The organism is Mucilaginibacter sp., assembly GCF_028288185.1.
Taxonomy (GTDB): Bacteria; Bacteroidota; Bacteroidia; order Sphingobacteriales; family Sphingobacteriaceae; genus Mucilaginibacter.
In genome coordinates this window covers 67,158-88,420 of record NZ_JAQBOF010000035.1, presented here as the reverse complement: position 1 = coordinate 88,420, position 21,263 = coordinate 67,158, and the positions used below count along the sequence as shown (strand labels likewise).

The following is a 21,263-nucleotide window of genomic DNA, read 5'->3' as shown; positions in this document are numbered from 1 at the left end:
TTGATACATTTGCATTATGGACATTAAAGTAATTGCTTTTGATGCTGATGATACCCTCTGGGTGAATGAGCCCTATTTCAGGGCATCAGAAGAAGCGTTTTGTACTTTACTTGAAGAATACCTGCCGCTCCATGAACTGGAGCGTGAGCTGCTTAAAATTGAAATTGGTAACCTTGGTTTATATGGTTACGGTATAAAAGGCTTTGTACTATCTATGATAGAAACCGCCATGACCGTTACCAATAACATGATAAGCGCCAAAGCCATAGGCGAGATTATTGACTTGGGCAAGCAAATGCTTAACCAGCCTATTGAACTGCTGGATGGGGTTGAGGAAGTGCTGCGCGCGCTAAAAGGTAAGTACCGCCTGGTAGTAGCCACCAAAGGCGACCTGCTTGACCAAGAGCGCAAATTGCGCAAATCAAACTTGAACAACTACTTTCACCATGTAGAGATCATGTCTGAAAAGGATGATGCCAATTACTTAAAATTGATTAAACATTTAGACATCCGCCCCAGCGAATTACTAATGGTGGGCAACTCGCTTAAAAGCGATGTACTGCCGGTACTAAACGTTGGCGGCTATGCTATTCACGTACCTTACCACATTACCTGGGCCCACGAAGAAATTGAGCATAGTATTGATAGCGGTATGTTTAAAAGTGTGGAGAGTATTAAGGATATATTGGGATTTGTGTAATCCGCATTTAGATTTGACAACTTTTAAAAAGTTGTCAAATCTCTAATCCGTTCCCGCTTCCCAGGTATATAACTCTTCAATCGCGTTAGCATATTTCTGTTCAATCACCTTGCGTTTAGCTTTCATGGTAGGGGTGATCTCGCCATCTTCCATGCTGAAGGGTTTACGTTTGATCTTGAAGTTTTTAATCCGCTCAAATTTTGCCAACTCGTTGGATAGTTTCCTGATATCCTGGTTCAGCCAGTCTTTTATTTCCTTGTTCTCAATAAAAGGATCTGCCTCTTCAAAGAATTTTTCGTCCAGTCCGAATTGTTCCTGTAGTGCTTCTTTTGCAGGGATGATGAACGCGGTAATAAACTCGCGTTTATCGCCTAATAAAAATACGCCTTCAATTTTGGGGCTTTTCAGATAAGTGTTCTCTACTGGTGTAGGATATATGTTTTTGCCGTATGCGTTTACCAGCATATTTTTTAGGCGGTCGGTAATTTGCAGGTTGCCTTTGTAAAAGCGACCGATATCGCCGGTATGCAGCCAGCCTTGTGGGTCAATGGTCGCTGCGGTTTCTTCGGGTTTGTTTAAGTAGCCCTTCATAACGCAATGCCCGCAAACAATAATCTCGCCCTCTTCCGACTGAAAATTTTCTTTAAATGATTCGTGGGTTTGTATGGTATAGACCTCTTTGGTATCCACATTTTGTATAGCCACCTCAATACCTGGTACAATACGGCCAACGGTGCCATACACCTGGCGGTGATACTCGGTAACAGCCATAACCGGCGATGTTTCAGTTAAACCAAAGCCCTCCAGTACTTTTATACCCAGATCGCCAAAAAACTCGCCGATATTTTTAGGTAACGCGCCACCGCCTGATAACATGATCTTTAAATTACCGCCCGTACGCTCTTTTATCTTGCTAAATACCAGCTTCTCGGCAAGAGCATGTTCAGCATTTAATATCAAGCCTGATTTTTTACCATCCTCGTTAGCTATGCGGTATTTTCGGCCAATATCTAAAGCCCACAAAAATATTTTAGATTTTATGCCGCCCGCGCTGGTGCCGTTTTTCATGGCGCGATCATGTATTCGCTCTAATAATCGCGGAACGCAATTCATAACACTTGGTTTAACCTCACTCATGTTTTTGGCCAGTAGCTCCAGGCTTTGCGCGAAGGCTATTTTAGCGCCCGAGTATAAGCAAACATGATAAGTTGCCGTACGCTCAAATACATGCGATAGGGGCAGGAAAGACAAAAATATATCAGTCTTTTCAATAATAGGGATTTGCAATAAACTTACCCTTACATTCTCTACCAGGTTTTTATGCGTAAGCATTACGCCTTTAGGTATGCCCGTTGTGCCCGATGTATAGATCAAACAAGAAAGATCAGAGGGCAAAATAGCTTCACGTGCTATATTAATAGCCGACCGGTGTTTATCAACCAAAGTAAATCCGATTGTAATTAATTCTTTAAACCCAATTACTCCGGCGTTTAGCCGTTGCTTCTCCATGTGCTTTTCGTAATCATCAAAAGCCGGGATAATACGTTCTATGGATGGACAGCTATTAGCTATCTTCAGCACTTTCCTAAACAAGAAAGGGTTGCCGCAAATAATGGTACGCGCGCTTGAATCATTTAAAATATACTCTATCTCTGTTTCGGTAAGGGTAGGATAAATAGAGGTATTAACCGCGCCAATTTGCTGTAGCGCCTGGTCGTAATAAATGTAGTCGGGGCCGTTCTCAATAATAAGTGCCAGCCGGTCGCCTTTTTTTATGCCAATATCTATGAACCAGGCCGATATAGCATCAATATTTTCTAACGCTTCGCGATAGGTTATATCAACCCATTCATCGCCCACTTTATGCGCCAAAAAGTTGTGTGTATCAGGGTGGATATTTTTTACTAAATAACGTATAAGGCTGGGTACGGTTGGGCGCTCAGTTGCTTGGTTCATTTATGTATAATCAGGTTTATAAGAGAAACAAAGCTAATTTTATTTTTTAAAAATGGAAATGTTTAAAGAAGCCGTTGTTTGTGTCCTCACAAACAACTAATGAATCGTGTCCAATTGCTGTTTGTGAGGACACAAACAGTGGAGACAGTGTCCTCACAGACAACTAATAGACAATTATTTTAAAATATTACGTATGTTTCACTTATGGAATTAGACACGGTTTACTTTTACACTGTAGCTATTGTTGACTGGATACCGCTTTTAAAAACAAAAAAATTTAAACTAATTGTTTTAAATAGCCTTATCCATCTTGTAGAAAAGAAAAAACTGGTTGTTTATGGCTTTGTAATAATGCCTAATCATATTCATATTATTTGGTCATCGTCAGAAAAAAATGATAAGGAAATGCCTTATGCAAGCTTTATGAAATTTACGGGCCATGCATTTTTGGATGAGTTACGACAAACAAATGATCTCTATTAGAAAAATTTAAGACCGACAGAAATAGCCGGAATCACCAGTTTTGGCAAAGAAATGGCTTGCCGATTATGATGTATAATAGAAGATATTAGAACAAAAGTTAGATTATATACACTTTAATCCTTTGCAAGAGCATTGGAGTTTGGTTAAAGATCCAAATGATTACTTCTTTTCATCGTGTTCTTTTTATGAGCAGGAAGACAGTCGGTTTAGTTGGTTAACACACTATATGGATGCGTTTTAGTTGGTTGCCTGTGAGGACACAGGCAACGGTGGGAAAAACAAAAAACACCGACCCTGTTTTCACATAATCGGTGTAATTAAATATAAAAATCGTTGTAATCCCTAACTATACAGAAAAACTCTCGCCGCAACCACAGGTGCGGCTGGCGTTAGGGTTATGGAAATTAAATCCTTTACCGTTCAACCCGTCCGAAAAATCAAGCTCTGTGCCCGCCAGGTATAGAAAAGATTTCATATCCAAAGCCATGCGTACGCCTTTATCTTCGAAAAATTGGTCGCCCTTTTTCTCTTCGTTATCAAAGTCGAGATTATACGATAACCCTGAACATCCTCCACCCTGAACAGAAACCCGCAGGAAATAAGAAGCATCAAGACCCGAATCACGCATCAGGTCTTCTACTTTGCTTTTTGCTTTATCAGTTACAGTTACCATTTCTTTTAGAGTCAAGAGACAAGAAGCAAGAGTCAAGAAATAAAACGCGGACGTCTTGATTCTTGACTCTTATTTCTTGATTCTTATTAATGATGTGCTTTTTCGCTTTCAATTGCTTCCATGCCATTTTTAACGCGGAAATCATTGATAGCTGCCTTAATAGCATCCTCTGCCAAAACAGAACAGTGAATTTTTACCGGCGGCAATGCTAATTCTTCAACAATATCCATGTTGTCAATTTTCATTGCATCATCAATAGATTTTCCTTTTAACCACTCGGTAGCTAATGATGATGACGCTATAGCCGAGCCGCAGCCAAAAGTTTTAAATTTAGCATCGGTGATGATGTTGTCATCGCCAACTTCAATTTGCAAGCGCATAACGTCGCCGCACTCTGGCGCACCAACTAAGCCGGTACCTACCTTATGACTGCTTTTGTCTAAGGTACCAACATTGCGTGGGTTGGTGTAATGATCGATTACTTTATCTGAATATGCCATTTCTTGTGTGTTTAATATTTGTTATACGTATCGTTTTACGTAGTACGTTGGGTTGTATTATATTATTTATTAACGTAAAACGTACAACGTTCCACGTATAACCTATTTAGTGTTCTGCCCACTCAATCGAGTCAAGGTCAATTCCTTCTTTAAACATTTCCCAAAGCGGCGACATGTTACGTAAGTTGGTAACGGCTGTTTTGGTTACTTCAATAGCGTAATCAACCTCTTCTTCCGTAGTAAATCTACCTAAACCAAAACGTATCGAAGAGTGTGCCAAATCATCAGACAAGCCTAAACTTTTTAATACGTATGATGGCTCTAATGATGCTGATGTACAAGCCGATCCTGATGATACAGCCAGATCTTTCATCGCCATCATCAAACCTTCGCCCTCAACATATTTAAAGCTGATGTTAGCCACATGGGGTAAGCGATGCTCAACGTTTCCGTTTACATAACTTTCTTCCAATACAGTTAATCCAGCTTGTAATTTATCGCGTAAAGCCGATAATCGTTTTGCTTCGCTTTCCATTTCAAGCATACAAAGTTCGGCAGCTTTACCTAAGCCAACAATACCCGGTACGTTTAACGTGCCTGACCGCATACCGCGTTCGTGGCCGCCACCGTCCATTTGCGCGGTAACTATAACACGTGGTCCTTTACGTCTAACGTATAATGCGCCAACGCCCTTAGGCCCGTAAAATTTATGTGCAGATAATGCTAATAGGTCAATTCCGTCCTTGTTAACATCAACCGGTATTTTACCAACTGCCTGCACAGCGTCTGTCATAAACAAGGCGCCATATTTATGGGCAATTGCTGATATTTCTTTTATAGGTTGTATAACACCTATCTCATTATTGCCATACATAACCGATACTAAAATAGTTTCGTTGGTCATGGCAGCTTCTAATAAGGCCAGATCAAGCAAACCGTCTTCCTGAACAGGTAGGTAAGTAACCTTACCACCCATTTTTTCAACATGTTTGCAAGCGTCTAATACAGCCTTATGCTCGGTAACCGTAGTTATAATGTGGTTACCTTTTTCTTTATACATTTCAAAAACACCTTTTATAGCAAGGTTGTCAGATTCGGTAGCACCGGATGTAAAGATGATCTCTTTCTCGCTGGCGCCAATTAATTTAGCCACCTGCTCACGTGCGTAATCAACACCTTCTTCGGCTACCCAGCCAAACGGATGGTTACGGCTGGCCGCGTTACCAAACTTTTGTGTAAAGTAAGGTATCATAGCTTCCAGTACCCGTGGGTCCATGGGTGTTGTAGCGTTATTATCAAGGTAAATTGGGATATTCATACTTTAATATATTAATAGTACAAAGATATGCAAACATTTTTATTTAAAATCATTCAATATAAGGATAAATGGTCATATTAAACTAATAATTTGAGTGTGATATGATTAAAAAAATACAGATATGCCAAACAAGCCGTTACTTTGCATATAATTAATACGCTTGCTTTTTTTATAAACATGTCGCCAAATTCTTAAAAATATCGTATTTTTAAGGCTTCTTAATAATGATAATGGCAACAGTAAATAACAAACTCCTACGTGTATGAATATCACCTACAATAAAGATATTGGCACAAAACAAAAAGCCCTTGCCATTAACCTTGATCCTGAGATATATGGCTCATTTGCAGAGATAGGCGCGGGCCAGGATGTTGCTGCAAACTTTTTCAAAGCCGGCGCATCATCGGGTACCATTGCCAAAACCATGTCGGCTTATGACATGACCGTGTCTGACGCTATTTATGGCGCGCTAAAAGTTAAACGTTATGTAAGCGAGTCGCGCCTGATGGCCATGCTTGGCCACGAGTATAGCTTATTAATTGAGCGTTTAGCCAAGCAGCGTGGGGATAACACTACTTTCTTCGCTTTTTCTGATACGGTATCAACCTTAAACTACCATAAAACCAACGAGGCTCATGGCTGGATGGGACTACGCTTTCAACTGGAACCAAACGGCGCTTTTAATGATGTGGTGATACACGTAAAGCTGTTAGATACAGATAGTAATTTGCAGCAACAGGCAGTGGGAGTATTAGGTGTTAACCTGCTCTATGCCTGCTTTTATTATCATGAAACGCCCACTGTTTTCTTACTATCGCTAATGGATGAATTGTCGAAAGATCGCATCCAGATAGATATGATCCGGTTTGATGGGCCAAATTTCGAAAAGGTTGATAACCGGTTGATGAGTTTGCATCTGGTTAAATACGGATTCTCTGACGCTGCCCTGTTTGGCCCTGATGGTGAAAATCAGCAACCATCCGAAGCGCTATATAAAAAGCATATTGTAGTTATTCGTGGCCGTTTCCGCCCGATAATTAATGTGCACATGGATATGTTAAACACCGGTGTAAAGCAATTTAAGCAGGAGCCCGATGTAGATAAAAAGAACGTAGCCGTAATTAGTGAGCTTACTCTACAATCGTTAAAAGAACGTAACGCTGCCGAAAACGCCGAGATTGACGAAAAAGATTTCCTTGACCGGGTAGATATCCTTTGCTCATTAGGGCAAACGGTGCTGATATCCAATTTCCACGAGTATTATAAACTGGTATCCTACCTGTCAAAAATTACTAACTTAAAAATGGGCGTTGTGCTGGGTTATCCCAACCTGGAATATATTTTTGGCGAAGAACATTATACTGATTTGCCGGGTGGTATCCTGGAGTCGTTTGCTACGCTGTTTAGCCGTAAGGTAAAGCTGTTTATATACCCAACGCTGCGCAATGGCGTTATTATGAACTGCCTGCGCTTTTTCCCGCCCCCACATTTAATCGATCTGTATCGCTACCTGATAGCGAACAATAAAATAGAAGACATCCGCAATTACAACGAGAATAACCTGCACGTACAAACTGATATTGTGTTACAGCTTATAAAACAAGGTGTGGAAGGCTGGGAGCAATATGTACCAGCAGAGGTTGCTACCATGATAAAAGCCCGTTGCTTGTTTGGCTATCCTTGCCCGGTCGATCCGACAACAGGTGCGTCTATTAAGATTGACGAGGCGGCAGCCAAATAATTTAGTTAATAAATTATTTCACCATATTTGTTCATGAACAAAATAGAACATATAGGCATTGCCGTAGCCGACCTAAAAGCCGCCGGCAGCCTGTATGAAAAGCTATTAAACACCACCATTTATAAAACAGAGGACGTAACCAGCGAGGGCGTAAAAACCGCGTTCCTGCAAAGCGGGCCCAATAAAATAGAACTGTTGGAAGCATCTGCAGAGGGCAGTCCCATAGCCAAATTCATCGCCAAAAAAGGAGAGGGGATCCATCACATCGCTTTCGAGGTGGATGATATAAAAGCCGAAATGGCCCGCCTAAAAAGCGAAGGTTTTGTTTTGTTAAGCGATAAGCCTAAACGCGGGGCTGATAATAAATTGGTTTGCTTTGTGCACCCTAAAAGTGCGGGTGGGGTGTTGGTGGAGTTGGTAGAGGAGATTAAATATTAGGCTTTTTACGCAGACTTTCCTCCAACTATCAATCTTTAATAACCCAATCTCTAACCTCTAATCAACTAATCACCAAAAAAAAGTAATTTCCCCTTTTTACTTTTGAATTTAAATACTACATTTGCACCTCTTTTATAAGAAGTAATATAGCAATGAAAAAAGATCTGCATCCATCAAACTATAGATTAGTTGTATTTAAAGATATGTCAAACGACTATTCTTTTATCACTAAATCATGTATCGACACCCGTGAAACTGTAAAGTGGGAAGACGGTAACGAATATCCATTAGTAAAATTAGAGATTTCTCATACATCACATCCTTTCTATACCGGTAAAATGAAACTGGTTGATACTGCTGGTCGTATTGATAAATTCCGTACTCGTTATAACAAGTAATATCAACTTGTTAATAAAATATTTACCAGTCCCGGCTTTGCAGTCGGGACTTTTTTTATTTTTGCGCTATGGCAATTATCCTGTTTGACGATAACGCACACCAATCGCTTCTGCCCTTAACGTACACCCGCCCGGTTGCCGACTTACGTATTGGTATTTTAACTATTGCCGAAAAGTGGGCCAAATACCTGGATACGACGTATTCTTTTAAAACTCAACCCTATTTACAAACTAAGTTCCCGCTAAAAATCGGGACTGATGACCTGTATATAAACGGTTCTGTTTGCCCGGACGAAGGTTTGTTGGAAGCCATCGGACAGTTAAAAACCGGCGAAGCGTTAAAGCAAGGCGATTATTTAATTGCCGCCAAAACTGCTATCGATGCGGATTTCAGCAAAATTATTAACTATGATCCGTTTTTTATCTGCATAAAACATCCCGAGGATATTTTTAGCAAGAACGACATTGAGCTGCGCAAGGATTTTAAGCTGATCACCAAAGGCAGGACCAGCGCTACTATTAGTTCGACAAATACCATCATCGGTACAGATTTTTTTGCCGAGGAAGGTGCGGAGGCCGAATGCTCTACATTTAATACCACCAATGGGCCAATTTATTTAGGTAAAAACAGCAGCATTTGGGAAGGTACCAACATACGTGGCGCTTTCGCGTTGTGCGAACATTCGCAGGTTAAAATGGGTGGCAAGATCTATGGTGCCACTACTATTGGCCCGTATTCAAGAGTCGGCGGCGAGATCAATAACTCGGTTATATGGGGTTATTCATCCAAGGGGCACGATGGCTTTTTGGGTAATGCGGTATTGGGCGAGTGGTGCAATATAGGTGCAGATAGCAATAACTCCAACCTTAAAAATAATTATGCCGAGGTTAAGTTGTGGGATTATACCTCACAGCGTTTCCGTAAAACCGGCCTGCAATTTTGCGGGCTGATAATGGCCGATCATGCTAAATGCGGCATCAACACTATGTTTAATACAGGGACGGTAGTAGGGGTTAGTGCCAATATATTTGGCTCTGGCTACCCACGTAATTTTGTACCTGATTTTGCTTGGGGAGGAGCGCAGGGCTTCGAGGTGTACACTATCAAAAAAATGTTTGAAACAGCTAAATTGGTGTTTGAACGCCGTAATCGTGAGTTTGACGAAATAGAGCAGGAAATATTAAAAACCGTTTTTGAATTGACGGAGAGCTTTAGACAAGTATTTTAACTTATAGCGATGAGTTTAAAACCATCGCTAATTAATTATAACATTAAAACCAATCATGAGAAAAAAAATTGTAGCCGGAAACTGGAAAATGAACTTGGATTATAACGAAGGCTTATCCTTGTTTTCTGAAGTTGTAAATATGGTAAAAGACGAAGCAACCGGCACACAGGAAGTTGTAGTTTGCAGTCCGTTTATACATTTACATAGCCTGGTACAGTTGGCTAAGGGTTCGGCTAAAGTTTCTATCGGTGCCCAAAACGCTCACCAGGCCGAGAGTGGTGCTTATACCGGCGAGGTATCAGCCAGACAAATAAAATCTGTAGGCGCTACTTACGTTATTTTAGGCCACTCAGAGCGTCGCCAGTATTTTGGTGAGAGTAATGAGCTGCTAGCAAAGAAAACCGATACAGCCTTAGCTAATGACCTGAAACCAATATTCTGTATTGGTGAAACCTTGCAGGAGCGCGAGGCAAACCAACATTTTGATATTATTAAGAGCCAATTGACTGAAGGTGTATTTCATTTAGATGCAACACAATTTGCAAGGCTGGTATTAGCTTACGAGCCTATTTGGGCCATTGGTACGGGTGTAACTGCATCGTCAGACCAGGCCCAAGAAATCCACGCGTTTATCCGCAAAGAAATTGCCACTAAGTATGATCAATCAGTTGCTGATGCAACTACTATACTTTACGGCGGAAGCTGTATCCCTAAAAATGCATCAGAACTATTTGCATGCGCAGATATTGATGGTGGCTTAATAGGTGGCGCATCTTTAAAATCACGCGATTTTACCGATATTGTAAAAGCTTTTAACTAGAGCTTAGTAATAAGTATCAAGTAGCTAGTATTAAGATTTATGAAACTATTTTCAAACAAAAATAATGTCTTCCTACTTGATACTAATTACTTGATACCTTAAATGAAGTATTTAATTAAACTCATACTGCCCCCTTTATTTGCTTTTTGGGCGTTCGCCGGATTTATAAAATTTACCCCGTTTTTCCATTACGTTGATACGAAGAGCATAGGCGAAGATTCTATATACGGCTTAATAGCTTATTATAAAATATTCGCACTGGGCCAAATAGTGATAGCCGAGCTTACCCAGTTCTTAATTGTAATACCATTATGGAATAAGATCTTAGCCAGACCCAGGTCAGCCATAACTATTTTTAGCATTATGCTTTTAGTTTGTTTGATCTTTGCATTTGGGCTGGCATATATTATCTGGGACCCGGTAACCAAAATAGGCCACTTATTGGACATTGGCTTGTTTATGACAGGCGTACAACTGTTTTATTGGGTATTAAATTTTTTACTACTATACCTGTTGGACTGGAAAGCGTTTAAAAAAACTGCTCCTGCCACAGAAACCGAAAAATAATCATGAACTATTACGAACTCCATTTTACCACTATTACCACCGAAGATTACCAACAGGATCTGTTAATTAATGCCCTGGGCGAAATAGGTTTTGATACGTTTGAAGAATTGGAGTTTGGCTTTAAGGCATATATCCCTGAAAGCGATTTTAATGAAGATCTATTAGCTGATACCCTGTTGCCTTATAAGGACATGTTTACGTTTAGTTACGAGGCAACACTTATCCCACAAAAAAACTGGAACGAAGTATGGGAAAGTAATTTTGAACCGATATCCATTGGCGACCAGGTTTTTGTACGCGCTACTTTCCACGAGCCACGCCCGGAGTTTAAATATGAGATAGTTATAGACCCCAAAATGGCATTCGGTACCGGCCACCATCAAACCACGGCCATGATGCTGCAACATATACTAGAGAATGATTTTACAGATAAAAAGGTATTGGACATGGGTTGCGGTACCGGCATATTGGCAATTATGGCGGCTAAATTAGGCGCTGCCGATATTGCGGCTATTGATTATGACCCGGTATGTTATGAAAGTACCATAGAGAACTCGCAACTAAATAATATAACCAACATCCAAGCGCTTTGCGGATCAAAAGAAGTCATCCCTGATGAGCAGTATGATATTATCCTGGCTAACATCAACCGCAACATATTAATAGACCAAATGGCCCGCTACGCCGAAGCCTTGAAACCCGACGGCGAGATCTATTTCAGTGGATTTTATGAAATGCCCGATCTGGATATCATTACTGACGAGGCCCGTAAATACGGTTTAAAATACATCAGCCATAAAAAGGATAAAGAGTGGGTGGCTGCTAAGTTTATTAAGTAAACAGTCGCCAGACTTACGAAGTTTAATTCGGTGTTGTTTGTTTTTAAAGGTCTCATTGAGGGCTTCGCCGTTTTAAAACTTCGTAAGTCTTTCGCTTCGCAAACCCAAATCAATTATATTCGTTACTACAAAATGTTATTGGCTTGACAAATTAGCTGTTATAACATGTTAATTTTGTATTTAACTTTTAGACCTAAATAGTCAAAAAGACATATATAATTTTTAATGTCATGAAAACCTATCTGGTACCTATCGATTTTTCGCATGCGTCCACAAACGCTGCCGAGTTTGCGGCCGAACTAAGCAAACAAACCAATGTTGAGCATATAATTTTGTTAAATGCTTATTACGTGTCGCCGATAGAGACAATGTTGCCGAGTCCTGATATGGTGCAATTGTTAGAAGAACAGGTAGAGCAAGAGGCAGCCGACAGAATAAAAAAACTGGAACATTTAAAGCATAAACTAAGTAAACTAGTGAGGGCCGGAGTAGAGATCAGCACACATTTAAACCGATCTCATTTATTACGTGCCGTAATTGAAAATGTAGAAGCCAAAAATGCCGACCTGGTTATTTTGGGCAGTAAAGGCAATACAAGTAAGAGTGATTCGCAAATCGGCGGCCACGTTGTTAAAATATCAAAAGCCAGTCCCGTGCCGGTAATTGTAGTACCTCCTGCTTATAATTTTGAGCATATAAAACGCGTAGTGGTTGCGTGTGATTTTGATAAAGTAAGAGAAACTGTTCCGCTTGAAGCTTTAAAAAGACTACTGGATAGAAAAAAATATGAGTTGCTGGTAGTAAACATTGATAAAGACTCAAGGCACCTGGCTGGTGATGCCGAGCGCATGGCCGAAGAGACAGCTTTGTATGGCATGCTTAAACAGTACAACCCTAAATACAGCTATGTAAATAATACCGATGTTATAAACGGCATACTGCAATTTGCTGCTAATAATGATGCGCAACTGGTAATAGCACTGCCACATAAATACAGCTTTTTCCAATCGTTATTGCACGATAGCGTATCGCAACAACTGGCAGAAAGCGCAGCCGTACCGGTATTATTATTGAAATGATAATTCTTTGTTAAGCCAATAGTTTTTTGCGTTTATTTGCAATCAGAATAAAAAGCATTAACCTGCGAATTACATGAGGGTACATTTTATAGCCATTGGCGGCAGTGCCATGCACAATCTGGCCATTGCTTTACACAAAAAAGGATTTGAAGTAACCGGATCAGACGATGTAATGTTTGAACCGTCCGTTTCTCGCCTGGCAAAGTATGGCATATTACCACCGGAAAATGGCTGGTATCCCGAAAAGATCACTACCAACCTTAATGCCATAATTTTAGGTATGCACGCCCGTATTGATAATCCCGAACTGCTTAAAGCGCAGGAACTGGGCATAAAGGTATACTCCTATCCTGAATATATCTATGAACAATCAAAAGATAAATTGCGGGTAGTAATAGGTGGTAGCCATGGTAAAACCACCATCACTTCCATGATATTACATGTGCTACAAACTGCAGGTAAGGATTTTGATTACCTGGTCGGCGCGCAGTTAGAAGGTTTTGAGACTATGGTTAAACTAACCAAAGATGCCCCGATAATGGTAATTGAGGGTGATGAGTATCTGGCTTCGCCGATTGACAGGCGGCCGAAATTTCATTTATATAAAGCTAATATCGGCGTAATTAGTGGCATCGCTTGGGATCATATCAATGTGTTCCCAACCTTTCAAAGCTATATTGATCAGTTTAAAATATTTATTGAAACTATACAGCCCGGCGGTAAACTTATTTATAGCGAAACTGATGCAGTTTTAAATGATGTGATTGTAAAGGATAATTCGGGCATTGATAAACAACCTTATATCTTGCCTGATTATACCATCGAAAATGGAATAACAACTATAATATCCGATGGTAAAAAATACCCTCTTGAGGTTTTTGGCGACCACAATTTACTAAATATGCAGGCTGCAAGGTTAGTATGCGAAAGCCTTAATATTTCAAGCGCCTATTTTTACCAATATATCACCAGTTTTAAAGGTGCGGCCCGCAGGTTAGAGTTGGTTGGAAAAAACGATAATGCTACCGTTTTTAAAGATTTTGCCCACTCGCCATCAAAATTACAGGCTACCATACATGCGGTTAAAACTCAGTTTCCGAATAGAAAGTTAATTGCTTGTATTGAGCTCCATACCTTTAGCAGTTTAAACAAATATTTTTTGGGAGAATATGCCGGCACGATGGATGAGGCCGACGAGGCAATAGTTTTTATTGATAAGAAAACTTTCGAACAAAAACAGATGGAACCCTACCCGGCCGAAACTGTTAAGGCGGCTTTTTCAAAAAATGATCTCGAGTTTTTTAATGACCCCAAACAGTTGCTTAACCAATTGGAAATAAAAAATTTACATAATGCCAATCTATTAATGATGAGCTCGGGAAACTTTGGAGGGATAAATTTAATTGACCTGAAAAATAAAATATTACAATAATTATTGGAAATAAAAAAATATTATTAACTTTATTAACTATTGAGAAACCCGTACCCTTATTAATAAACCCAAATGAAATCACTAGGAAAAAAAATCAGACTGTTACGTCATCAAAAGGCATGGAGCCAGGAAGATGTAGCAAAAAGGTTAGATATTTCAATTCCTGCCTTTTCTAAAATAGAAACTGGTATAACTGACATTAACCTATCACGACTTGAACAAATATCAAATTTGTTCGAAATGTCGGTCGTTCAGCTACTTACATTTAATGATTTGGAGCAGGAACAAAAATTTGTTAACGAACTGGATGTTGTTAATAAAAAATTAACCGATCGCGAAATTGAGATCATAGAATTGCAAAAGAAAGTTATTGAACTTTTTGAAGAGTTAAGACATAATAAAGCTACCGCCTAAGTTATTAGTGTAGCATTTTAAAAGGCTTACATGTAAATTAATTTTACGATAAGCCTTTTTCTTTTGTGTTAACTTAACTTAAAATATATAGCGCATAGTTAAGTGCTTGTTAGCAAATGTAGCTCCCATGGAATTATGCAGCGCTACCATTTTCTCGTTAAAATCGCCTACCCATGATAGTTCTAAAACATTATATTGGTTAAGCGGTAATACGTATTCGCCTAGTTTTATAAACAGGGCCGATTCAAGTCCGTGGTTTTGATATTTTTGCTTAGTGCCCATTACAATGGCACGCATGCGTGTAACCCCCTTCCATTTATAATATAAAAATTTAAGCTTGCCTATTAGGTCAAGTTTACCGTTTAGGGGTTTAAGCATTTGGTTAGCATCGGGCAAAACAATGTTGAATGAGGCCGGTTCGCCATTTACATAGGCAAACAGTATCAGGTTTTGATCCATTATGGGCTTCATTTTGTTAAAGCTTTCCAGTATGGTGTTGTAAGTTATAGGTACAAAATTTTCAAATCCGGCCCAGGCATCGTTATATATTTCAATAAAATCGGCAGCAAATTTTTCTATTTGCTTAACTTCTAAATGTTTAAACTCATAGCCTGGTTTTTGGCTAACCCATTTAGCTATTTTATAAAAACGCTCAGGAAAAGGCTTATGTATATCCAAATGATTGGTTATCTGCTCATACATTTTTTTAAAGCCATAATCCTCAAAAAAAGCCTGATAATATGGCGGGTTATAGTTCATACCGTATGATGGCGGCGCAAAGCCATCAACTAACAATCCCCAAAAGGTATCATTTTCACCAAAATTTATGGGGCCATCCATGGCCTGCATTCCATTTTCTTTTAGCCAGTTTTTAGCTATATCAAATAACAAAAAAGCGGCTTTCTCATCATTAATACATTCAAAAAATCCCATGCCACCGGTAGGTTGTTCGTAATTAAATGCTTTTTTATCATTGATGAACGCGGCTACACGGCCTATCAATTGTCCTTTATCATTTTTTAATATCCATCGGGTGCATTTACCATATTGGTGAAAGTTATTTTTCTGCGGATCAAAAACAGCTTCAATATCATTGTCAAGCGGGCATACCCAGTTATTATCATCCTTATAAATAATTCGGGCGGTATTTAAAAATGCTTTTTGGGTCGCTTTGTCTTTAACTTCAGTTATCGTCATCCAGGATTTTGAAAAATATAAAAAAAGCATCCGGAAGTATCCAGGATGCTTTAAAATAGGTTACCTAATATAATAATTAATTAATAATCGTCGTCATCATCGTCATCGCCAAACTCTTCAAAGCCCAGGTCATCCAATGGGCCATCAAAGTCATCGTCCTCATCAACTACCTTTTTCTTCGGCGTTGTTTCCAAGTCGTCATCATCATCATCTGCATCCGTGTTCTTAGGAATGTTCTTGTCTGCATTTCTTTTTGGCGTTCCCATTTTGGTGAATGTTTGTTATAAAATTATAAATTAGGATTTGCTTAAACGATATTATAAAAATATTTTTTTAAGAGTGTGTCTATTATTTATTAGTAAAAATAACGAAAAATCATTTTGAAAGAAAAAACATTTAAAATTTATTCTTGCGGCTCTCCAATTGATGATGATGCATCTGTAAGTTCTTTTATATGAGGTAATTCTCCAATATTATTTATGCCAAAATAGTCCATAAATAATGAGCTTGTACCATATAAAATGGGCTTTCCTAAAGCTTCAGACTTCCCATTTATTGTGATTAACTCCTTTTCGAGCAATTTTTGTATGGAATAATCGCAGTTTACGCCACGTATCTGTTCTACATCAGTTTTAGTTACCGGCTGCTTATAAGCAATAATTGCCAGCGTCTCTAAAGCGGCCTGGCTCAACTTCTTTTTTGATCGCTGCAGTTGCAAAAGGCTAATAACCAGGTGGTAAGTTTTCTTGGTTAAGAATTGGTACCCGTTGTTTACATTAATCAACTCAATGGCTAAATTCTCAGCTGAGTATTTAGTTTTAATATTTGCCAGGCTCACGCTTACTTCCTCAATTGTAAAATCGCGTTCGAAGGCTGCCTGCAAGCAATAAAGTATTTCTTCAATACGAATGCTTTGCTCGGATGCAAAAACCAACGCTTCTATATACAATTCGGGATTTTCCATTGTTCGGTAAATTTAGTATTCCCAGCAGGTGTAACAAGTTTTATTTAAAAAAAGCCGGAAAACTAAATATGCTGTCACAATTGTAGTGAAAAATTAATAGTTTATAACCTGCTCTTCTAATTGTGCAGGAACATCGCGCCATTCATATTTTTGGTTGCGTAGTTGTGGTTCAAATCCGGCAGCTATTATAGAATCCTGTATGCCTTTGGCAGTAAAGCGGTGAGGCGCGCCTGCGGCAGATACCACGTTTTCTTCAATCATGATAGAACCAAAATCATTAGCACCGGCATTTAAACAGATCTGGGCAACTTGCTTACCTACGGTTAGCCATGATGCCTGTATGTTTTTAATATTTGGCAGCATGATACGGCTTAAAGCTATCATGCGGATATATTCATCACCGGTTACATTGTTGGTGATACCGCGCACCTTACGTAATAACGTACCATCATCCTGGAATGGCCAGGGGATGAACGCGATAAAGCCATAATGCCCTTCAGGTTTTTCTGACTGTACCTCGCGGATCCAAACCAGATGCTCAAAGCGTTCTTCTATGGTTTCCACGTGTCCAAACATCATAGTGGCCGAGCTTGGCAGATTAAGCTGATGCGCCGCGCGCATAACATCCAACCACTCTTTACCACCGCATTTGCCTTTTGATATCAGGCGGCGGACACGGTCATTCAATATTTCTGCTCCGGCACCGGGTAGTGAGTCCAACCCCGATTCCTTCATCGCTCTTAAAACATCAATATGGCTCATGTTTTCCAGCTTTGCTACGTGTGCAATTTCTGGTGGGCCTAATGAGTGTAATTTAAGTGTTGGATATAGTTTTTTTAATTCGCTAAACAGATCTGTATAAAATTTTAAACCCAGGTCAGGGTGGTGGCCGCCTTGTAGTAAGAGCTGGTCGCCGCCTAAGCGGAAGGTTTCTTCTATCTTTTGTTTGTAGGTTTCAATATCAGTTATATAACTGTCCTCGTGCCCAGGGCGGCGAAAGAAGTTACAGAACTTGCAATTGGCTATACAAACGTTGGTAGTGTTAACATTCCGGTCTATCTGCCAGGTTACTTTACCGTGTGGTACTTGTTTTTTACGCAGCTCGTTAGCCACATACATTAAATCGGCTGTTGATGCATTGTGGTGCAGGTAAACGCCTTCCTCAATACTCAAAAATTCAAACCGCGAAGCACGCTGTAACAGATCGGCAGTATTCATACCACAAATATAGGGATATTGCAGTTAATTGCTGATTAGTTTAGCGGGCAGATCGATCTGCCGTTTGTAAAAAAAATCACACCGGCGTTAGTCGTTAAGTTGGTAGTAAAAAACACCGTTTTTCGGGTATAAGCCCTGACACCGGTAGTAAAAAAGACCATTTATCGGGCATTAACCATATTGCTGGTAGTAAAAATTGGCATTTATCGGGTATTAAACATTTTGCCGGTAGTAGTATTTTTAGGTAATTTATTGTATATCAATTAGTTGATGTTTTATATCAAAGAACAAAGGAGAATTTAAGAAATATAGGAGTTGGAAATTTTAAGTGGCTAACAGCTGGTAGGCGCTTCTATCAAAGATACGATTTTTTTGTTTGAGTTGCTGATTTATTTGATTGTAGGGTTAGTGTGATTTTTTACCTGAGGCACAGATCAATTAAACACTTCCCCCTTCTCCAACTTCAAAACCTTATCCACACTATCCGGGATCTCATGCTGGTAATGGGTTACATATATTAGCGTAACCTTGCTCAAGCTGCAAATGGTATCTACCAGGTTTTTAAAGTGTTGCTGCTGATGACTGTCCATTCCCTGGCAAGGCTCATCAAAAATCAGCAGGGGTGGGTTCTTTATTAAGGCCCGGGCCAGCAGACATAGTCGTTGCGCGCTGGCGGGGATATTTTTTAATAGCGTACGGGCATACTTATCTATCTCTAGCGCCTTCATCCAGCGTAAAGCGGTTTCGGCTTTTTCTTTGCTGCTGGGTCTGAATAATCCCAGCGTATCGTAATAGCCCGATTCAATAACCTGCAAACAACTATTATCCGTAGGGAAATACTGGTGCAACTCGGGCGATACGAAGCCTATTTTCCTTTTAATATCCCAAATACTTTCGCCGGTGCCGCGCTTTTTATCAAACAAAATAATATCATTAGCGTAAGCCTGCGGATTATCGCCATTTATTAAACTTAACAAGGTTGATTTACCAGCACCGTTAGGCCCAAGCAGCGCCCATCTATCGCCGGGATTAACCTGCCAGTCTACATCGTTTAAAATAATATTGCTGCCATATTTAACATGTATCTTATTCATGCTGATGATTTGCTGGTAAGCAGATTCAGTTTTATGTGTATTCAACAGCGATCTTAATTCTTCCTTGTCAATCTTATCTGCCTGTTTTGGTTCAACCAACTCCGGCTTATAATCAGCTTTAGTTATTAAATGGGTAATAGCCCCATTCTTTAACACGGCCACATTGGTTATTGCATCAGGTATCTCATAAGGCGATGTCGCCATTATTACCGTAATGCCTGATGTGGTTATCTCGTCAATAATATTATTAAACTCTTTGCGGGTTTGTACGTCAAGCCCTGTCAACGGACTATCCATTAATAACAAGACCGGGTTCTTTAATAAGGCTGCCGCGATTCTTAAACGTTTGGTTTCGCCGTTTGATAGCTTAATCAATTGCTTATGGCTTAGCTCATCCAGTTTTAGCGTAGCGATGATCTTATCAAAATGCCAGTAGATATTAGGTTGTGGTGCGGGTTTAATAGTGTGCAGATATTCGGCAACCGTTAAAGCATCCTCACTATCTGACGAGTTATAACGTTGCTGATAATAAAAGTCGCCGGTGTTTGATAGATTTTTAAAATGATGCTTAGCCTCGACCAAAGCAACGAGCTTATGATGCGTTAAATGATCTGGATTGCCGGGATGCTGCGCTAAATAATCCTCAAAAAAATGATATCTGATCTCGCCGCCGGTTATGTTAAAATTACCCGCTATAGTTTGTAACAAGGCGCTTTTGCCCGATCCGCTTTCGCCTACCAATGCCCAGTTCTCGCCTTTGTTTACTCTAAAATTTAATTGATTAAACAGTACATTATTTAAAAACCGAACGCTTACGTGCCGGATAGAGAAGATAGGAGATGCCATAGACGGTAAAATTAGTTATCTGCCTCAATTATTCGGGAATAATAAATCAATTTCTAAATAAAGGATACCGTGTAGCTATTGCTATACATTGTTGTAAAGCATGCGCTTATTCCGCAAAGCGGATATTAAAAAGGCCTGGTTATTGTATGCTAATTGTAAACACTTTAACCATGAAAAAATTAAACATATCTCTTATCCTTTTGGCAATGATTGCCTTGAGTGGATGCTCTGTAATAACCGGCATATTTAAAGCGGGTGCATTTGTAGGTATTTTAGCGGTAGTAATAGTAATTGGTATTATTATCTGGGTATTCTCGATGTTTACCGGTGGTAGCAAGTAACTAATTTTAGAAATTAAATTTCTCTTTGGTTAATTTTGGCTCGCTTTTGGCTATATCCATAATAAATAAACCACTATTAAAATGGAAAATAATAAAGCAACAATCGAAACTTTGAACGATCTGGTTCAAATTAACAATGACCGTATTAAAGGTTATGAAAACGCCATTAAGGAAACTAAGAATGACGACGAATTGGTAGCTATTTTTAATAATAAGATATTAGAGAGCCAGCAATTTAAATCAACTTTAACCGAAGAGGTGCAGGTGTTAGGAGCTGATGCGGATAATACCAATTCAATAAGTGGTACCATACATCGTACCTGGCTTGAAGTTAAGGCGACTTTTACCGGCCATAGCGAAAAAAGTATTTTAGAAGATTGCGAGTTTGGCGAAGATGCCATTAAAAAAGCGTATCAATCTGCTTTAGATGAAGAGTATTTGCCGGCATACATCAGGGATATCCTGAACGACCAGCAAGCCATATTATCACAATCACATGATGAGATCAAAGCACTACGCGATTCGGTAGAACAACATTAGTAAATATGTAAATCTTGAAAACAAAAAAGCCTCCACGATAAATCGGGAGGCTTTTTTGTTTGTGATCAGCAAAGATTACATTTTTTTAGTAGTGTCTTTTTTTGCTGTGTCAACTTTTACAGTGTCTTTCTTAGAAGTGTCAACTTTAGTTGAATCAGTTTTAACTGAATCTGTAGTTGCAGTGCTAGAACCTTTACAAGCAGCGAAAGAAGCGATAACTAAAGCTAAAGCTGCGATTTTGAATGAATTTTTCATGTTAATTTTTTTAAAGTGACTATATAGTTTTGTTATTAATACAATAAACAACAAAAGGTAACCCACTATTTGTAAAATAATGTACTGCCTTTTGATAAAAAACTAATAATCAGCTATAAAAGATGCGAAATTTATTTTTTAACTGCGTCTTTTTTTACGGTTGTTGTAACCAAATCAAACAAAAACGAGGTAGTTATTTAAAAAATAACTACCTCGTTTTT

General features: G+C 39.3%; 24 protein-coding genes. 14 read left to right on the top strand and 10 right to left on the bottom strand.

What is annotated here, in order from left to right:
- Positions 1–16 precede the first annotated feature (16 nt).
- Positions 17–700, top strand: coding sequence for an HAD family hydrolase (locus JWQ34_RS15340; protein WP_299358607.1), 684 nt, complete (start codon positions 17–19; stop codon positions 698–700).
- A 42-nt stretch (positions 701–742) separates the two neighbouring features.
- Here the strand turns inward: JWQ34_RS15340 and JWQ34_RS15335 are convergent, their stop codons facing one another.
- Entirely contained in the window at positions 743–2,656 is a 1,914-nt protein-coding gene (locus tag JWQ34_RS15335) for a long-chain fatty acid--CoA ligase (protein WP_299358605.1), read from the bottom strand.
- Positions 2,657–2,860: 204 nt separating this feature from the next.
- Between JWQ34_RS15335 and JWQ34_RS15330 the strand changes: the two genes are divergently transcribed.
- A complete protein-coding gene (locus tag JWQ34_RS15330; RefSeq protein WP_299358603.1) occupies positions 2,861–3,139 on the top strand; it encodes a hypothetical protein in 279 nt (92 codons plus the stop codon).
- Positions 3,140–3,485: 346 nt separating this feature from the next.
- Here JWQ34_RS15330 and JWQ34_RS15325 read toward each other — a convergent pair whose 3' ends face one another.
- The 3 genes from JWQ34_RS15325 to JWQ34_RS15315 all read right to left on the bottom strand — a co-directional run bounded on the left by JWQ34_RS15325 (position 3,486) and on the right by JWQ34_RS15315 (position 5,630).
- Positions 3,486–3,812: an iron-sulfur cluster assembly accessory protein gene (locus tag JWQ34_RS15325; protein WP_299358601.1), complete on the bottom strand. Its 327-nt coding sequence runs from the start codon at positions 3,810–3,812 to the stop codon at positions 3,486–3,488.
- An 86-nt stretch (positions 3,813–3,898) separates the two neighbouring features.
- The gene (gene iscU / locus JWQ34_RS15320) at positions 3,899–4,312 is read right to left on the bottom strand and encodes a Fe-S cluster assembly scaffold IscU (protein WP_299358599.1); all 414 of its coding nucleotides are present in this window, start codon (positions 4,310–4,312) and stop codon (positions 3,899–3,901) included.
- A 106-nt stretch (positions 4,313–4,418) separates the two neighbouring features.
- Complete coding sequence (locus tag JWQ34_RS15315) at positions 4,419–5,630, bottom strand: IscS subfamily cysteine desulfurase (RefSeq protein WP_299358597.1); 1,212 nt, start codon at positions 5,628–5,630, stop codon at positions 4,419–4,421.
- Positions 5,631–5,892: 262 nt separating this feature from the next.
- Here JWQ34_RS15315 and JWQ34_RS15310 point away from each other — a divergent pair, with 262 nt between their 5' ends.
- From JWQ34_RS15310 to JWQ34_RS15265, 10 genes are all read left to right on the top strand, one after another.
- Positions 5,893–7,371, top strand: a complete 1,479-nt coding sequence (locus JWQ34_RS15310; RefSeq protein ID WP_299358595.1) for a TonB-dependent receptor — start codon at positions 5,893–5,895, stop codon at positions 7,369–7,371.
- 33 nt (positions 7,372–7,404) lie between these two features.
- Positions 7,405–7,809 (top strand): methylmalonyl-CoA epimerase, encoded by a 405-nt coding sequence (gene mce / locus JWQ34_RS15305; protein WP_299358593.1) that lies wholly within the window; start codon positions 7,405–7,407, stop codon positions 7,807–7,809.
- A gap of 152 nt (positions 7,810–7,961) precedes the next feature.
- The gene (locus JWQ34_RS15300; protein ID WP_175268733.1) at positions 7,962–8,207 is read left to right on the top strand and encodes a type B 50S ribosomal protein L31; all 246 of its coding nucleotides are present in this window, start codon (positions 7,962–7,964) and stop codon (positions 8,205–8,207) included.
- A gap of 68 nt (positions 8,208–8,275) precedes the next feature.
- Positions 8,276–9,436, top strand: a complete 1,161-nt coding sequence (locus tag JWQ34_RS15295) for a GlmU family protein (protein WP_299358590.1) — start codon at positions 8,276–8,278, stop codon at positions 9,434–9,436.
- Positions 9,437–9,491: 55 nt separating this feature from the next.
- Positions 9,492–10,256, top strand: coding sequence for a triose-phosphate isomerase (tpiA, locus tag JWQ34_RS15290; protein WP_299358588.1), 765 nt, complete (start codon positions 9,492–9,494; stop codon positions 10,254–10,256).
- Positions 10,257–10,358: 102 nt separating this feature from the next.
- Positions 10,359–10,823 carry a hypothetical protein gene (locus tag JWQ34_RS15285; RefSeq protein ID WP_299358586.1) on the top strand — a complete coding sequence of 155 codons (465 nt, stop codon included), beginning with the start codon at positions 10,359–10,361 and terminating at the stop codon, positions 10,821–10,823.
- A 2-nt stretch (positions 10,824–10,825) separates the two neighbouring features.
- On the top strand, positions 10,826–11,662 hold the full coding sequence (gene prmA / locus JWQ34_RS15280) for a 50S ribosomal protein L11 methyltransferase (RefSeq protein ID WP_299358584.1): 837 nt from the start codon (positions 10,826–10,828) through the stop codon (positions 11,660–11,662).
- A gap of 230 nt (positions 11,663–11,892) precedes the next feature.
- Complete coding sequence (locus JWQ34_RS15275; RefSeq protein ID WP_299358582.1) at positions 11,893–12,741, top strand: universal stress protein; 849 nt, start codon at positions 11,893–11,895, stop codon at positions 12,739–12,741.
- A gap of 73 nt (positions 12,742–12,814) precedes the next feature.
- Entirely contained in the window at positions 12,815–14,173 is a 1,359-nt protein-coding gene (murC, locus tag JWQ34_RS15270; RefSeq protein WP_299358580.1) for a Mur ligase family protein, read from the top strand.
- Positions 14,174–14,245: 72 nt separating this feature from the next.
- Entirely contained in the window at positions 14,246–14,587 is a 342-nt protein-coding gene (locus JWQ34_RS15265) for a helix-turn-helix transcriptional regulator (protein ID WP_299358578.1), read from the top strand.
- Positions 14,588–14,665: 78 nt separating this feature from the next.
- Here the strand turns inward: JWQ34_RS15265 and JWQ34_RS15260 are convergent, their stop codons facing one another.
- The 5 genes from JWQ34_RS15260 to JWQ34_RS15240 all read right to left on the bottom strand — a co-directional run bounded on the left by JWQ34_RS15260 (position 14,666) and on the right by JWQ34_RS15240 (position 19,906).
- The gene (locus JWQ34_RS15260; RefSeq protein ID WP_299358576.1) at positions 14,666–15,784 is read right to left on the bottom strand and encodes a GNAT family N-acetyltransferase; all 1,119 of its coding nucleotides are present in this window, start codon (positions 15,782–15,784) and stop codon (positions 14,666–14,668) included.
- 80 nt (positions 15,785–15,864) lie between these two features.
- Positions 15,865–16,050, bottom strand: coding sequence for a hypothetical protein (locus JWQ34_RS15255; protein WP_299358574.1), 186 nt, complete (start codon positions 16,048–16,050; stop codon positions 15,865–15,867).
- A gap of 137 nt (positions 16,051–16,187) precedes the next feature.
- Positions 16,188–16,748 carry an SMC-Scp complex subunit ScpB gene (gene scpB, locus JWQ34_RS15250; RefSeq protein WP_299358572.1) on the bottom strand — a complete coding sequence of 187 codons (561 nt, stop codon included), beginning with the start codon at positions 16,746–16,748 and terminating at the stop codon, positions 16,188–16,190.
- A gap of 93 nt (positions 16,749–16,841) precedes the next feature.
- Complete coding sequence (locus JWQ34_RS15245) at positions 16,842–17,966, bottom strand: CofH family radical SAM protein (RefSeq protein ID WP_299358570.1); 1,125 nt, start codon at positions 17,964–17,966, stop codon at positions 16,842–16,844.
- A 434-nt stretch (positions 17,967–18,400) separates the two neighbouring features.
- Positions 18,401–19,906 carry an ATP-binding cassette domain-containing protein gene (locus tag JWQ34_RS15240; protein ID WP_299358568.1) on the bottom strand — a complete coding sequence of 502 codons (1,506 nt, stop codon included), beginning with the start codon at positions 19,904–19,906 and terminating at the stop codon, positions 18,401–18,403.
- A gap of 170 nt (positions 19,907–20,076) precedes the next feature.
- On the opposite strand from JWQ34_RS15240, the gene JWQ34_RS15235 reads away from it, so the two are divergent.
- Together JWQ34_RS15235 and JWQ34_RS15230 are read left to right on the top strand one after the other, a co-directional pair.
- Positions 20,077–20,247 carry a hypothetical protein gene (locus tag JWQ34_RS15235; RefSeq protein WP_299358566.1) on the top strand — a complete coding sequence of 57 codons (171 nt, stop codon included), beginning with the start codon at positions 20,077–20,079 and terminating at the stop codon, positions 20,245–20,247.
- Positions 20,248–20,328: 81 nt separating this feature from the next.
- Positions 20,329–20,787 carry a PA2169 family four-helix-bundle protein gene (locus tag JWQ34_RS15230; protein WP_299358564.1) on the top strand — a complete coding sequence of 153 codons (459 nt, stop codon included), beginning with the start codon at positions 20,329–20,331 and terminating at the stop codon, positions 20,785–20,787.
- 75 nt (positions 20,788–20,862) lie between these two features.
- Here the strand turns inward: JWQ34_RS15230 and JWQ34_RS15225 are convergent, their stop codons facing one another.
- Positions 20,863–21,042, bottom strand: coding sequence for a hypothetical protein (locus JWQ34_RS15225; protein ID WP_299358562.1), 180 nt, complete (start codon positions 21,040–21,042; stop codon positions 20,863–20,865).
- Positions 21,043–21,263 lie beyond the last annotated feature (221 nt).

Bases quoted from the DNA above. Each gene is read 5' to 3' on its own strand.
- JWQ34_RS15340 (WP_299358607.1), top strand. From the start codon at position 17: ATGGACATTAAAGTAATTGCTTTTGATGCTGATGATACCCTCTGGGTG.
- JWQ34_RS15335 (WP_299358605.1), bottom strand. From the start codon at position 2,656: ATGAACCAAGCAACTGAGCGCCCAACCGTACCCAGCCTTATACGTTAT.
- JWQ34_RS15330 (WP_299358603.1), top strand. From the start codon at position 2,861: ATGGAATTAGACACGGTTTACTTTTACACTGTAGCTATTGTTGACTGG.
- JWQ34_RS15325 (WP_299358601.1), bottom strand. From the start codon at position 3,812: ATGGTAACTGTAACTGATAAAGCAAAAAGCAAAGTAGAAGACCTGATG.
- iscU (WP_299358599.1), bottom strand. From the start codon at position 4,312: ATGGCATATTCAGATAAAGTAATCGATCATTACACCAACCCACGCAAT.
- JWQ34_RS15315 (WP_299358597.1), bottom strand. From the start codon at position 5,630: ATGAATATCCCAATTTACCTTGATAATAACGCTACAACACCCATGGAC.
- JWQ34_RS15310 (WP_299358595.1), top strand. From the start codon at position 5,893: ATGAATATCACCTACAATAAAGATATTGGCACAAAACAAAAAGCCCTT.
- mce (WP_299358593.1), top strand. From the start codon at position 7,405: ATGAACAAAATAGAACATATAGGCATTGCCGTAGCCGACCTAAAAGCC.
- JWQ34_RS15300 (WP_175268733.1), top strand. From the start codon at position 7,962: ATGAAAAAAGATCTGCATCCATCAAACTATAGATTAGTTGTATTTAAA.
- JWQ34_RS15295 (WP_299358590.1), top strand. From the start codon at position 8,276: ATGGCAATTATCCTGTTTGACGATAACGCACACCAATCGCTTCTGCCC.
- tpiA (WP_299358588.1), top strand. From the start codon at position 9,492: ATGAGAAAAAAAATTGTAGCCGGAAACTGGAAAATGAACTTGGATTAT.
- JWQ34_RS15285 (WP_299358586.1), top strand. From the start codon at position 10,359: ATGAAGTATTTAATTAAACTCATACTGCCCCCTTTATTTGCTTTTTGG.
- prmA (WP_299358584.1), top strand. From the start codon at position 10,826: ATGAACTATTACGAACTCCATTTTACCACTATTACCACCGAAGATTAC.
- JWQ34_RS15275 (WP_299358582.1), top strand. From the start codon at position 11,893: ATGAAAACCTATCTGGTACCTATCGATTTTTCGCATGCGTCCACAAAC.
- murC (WP_299358580.1), top strand. From the start codon at position 12,815: ATGAGGGTACATTTTATAGCCATTGGCGGCAGTGCCATGCACAATCTG.
- JWQ34_RS15265 (WP_299358578.1), top strand. From the start codon at position 14,246: ATGAAATCACTAGGAAAAAAAATCAGACTGTTACGTCATCAAAAGGCA.
- JWQ34_RS15260 (WP_299358576.1), bottom strand. From the start codon at position 15,784: ATGACGATAACTGAAGTTAAAGACAAAGCGACCCAAAAAGCATTTTTA.
- JWQ34_RS15255 (WP_299358574.1), bottom strand. From the start codon at position 16,050: ATGGGAACGCCAAAAAGAAATGCAGACAAGAACATTCCTAAGAACACG.
- scpB (WP_299358572.1), bottom strand. From the start codon at position 16,748: ATGGAAAATCCCGAATTGTATATAGAAGCGTTGGTTTTTGCATCCGAG.
- JWQ34_RS15245 (WP_299358570.1), bottom strand. From the start codon at position 17,966: ATGAATACTGCCGATCTGTTACAGCGTGCTTCGCGGTTTGAATTTTTG.
- JWQ34_RS15240 (WP_299358568.1), bottom strand. From the start codon at position 19,906: ATGGCATCTCCTATCTTCTCTATCCGGCACGTAAGCGTTCGGTTTTTA.
- JWQ34_RS15235 (WP_299358566.1), top strand. From the start codon at position 20,077: ATGAAAAAATTAAACATATCTCTTATCCTTTTGGCAATGATTGCCTTG.
- JWQ34_RS15230 (WP_299358564.1), top strand. From the start codon at position 20,329: ATGGAAAATAATAAAGCAACAATCGAAACTTTGAACGATCTGGTTCAA.
- JWQ34_RS15225 (WP_299358562.1), bottom strand. From the start codon at position 21,042: ATGAAAAATTCATTCAAAATCGCAGCTTTAGCTTTAGTTATCGCTTCT.